The sequence below is a fragment of the Neotamlana sargassicola genome (assembly GCF_020523965.1).
Lineage (GTDB): Bacteria > Bacteroidota > Bacteroidia > Flavobacteriales > Flavobacteriaceae > Neotamlana > Neotamlana sargassicola.
This window is the reverse complement of the sequence record NZ_JAJAPX010000020.1, coordinates 1-488: the sequence shown is the minus strand read 5'-3', so window position 1 is coordinate 488 and position 488 is coordinate 1. Positions and strand designations below refer to the sequence as shown.

Genomic DNA, 488 nt, shown 5'->3' with positions numbered 1-488 from the left:
CAGCTTTATTTGAATGATTTTAATTATCGAGCTACACGACCTGAAGCATCACCACCCATAAGTTTTTCAACTTCGGCAACGGTTGCTAAGTTCGCATCACCTTTTATAGTGTGTTTTAAACATGAGGCTGCCACGGCAAAATCTAATGCATTTTGATCGTCTTCTGGGTACTTTAATAAACCGTAGATTAATCCTCCCATAAACGAATCGCCACCACCTACTCTATCTACGATATCTGTAATTTGGTATTGACGTGTTTCGTACATTTTTTTACCATCGTATAATACACCTGCCCATGTGTTATGAGAAGCTGATATAGATCCTCTTAAAGTAGTAATTACCTTTTTAGCTCTTGGGAATTTTTCCATCATTTGCTTACAAACCGATAAGAAAGCTTCTGCTTTTACGTTGTGTCCTTCTGTTTGTACGCTTATACCTTCTGGCTTAATTCCGAAATGCATTTCGGCATCTTCTTCGTTTCCTAAAAC

1 protein-coding gene is annotated in these 488 nt (G+C 37.9%); it reads right to left on the bottom strand.

Features of this window, described 5'->3' with window-relative positions; all coding sequences use genetic code 11:
* Positions 1–23: 23 nt before the first annotated feature.
* A partial coding sequence (locus LG651_RS15665) for a PfkB family carbohydrate kinase (protein ID WP_226697046.1) occupies positions 24–488 on the bottom strand: 465 nt, incomplete at its 5' end.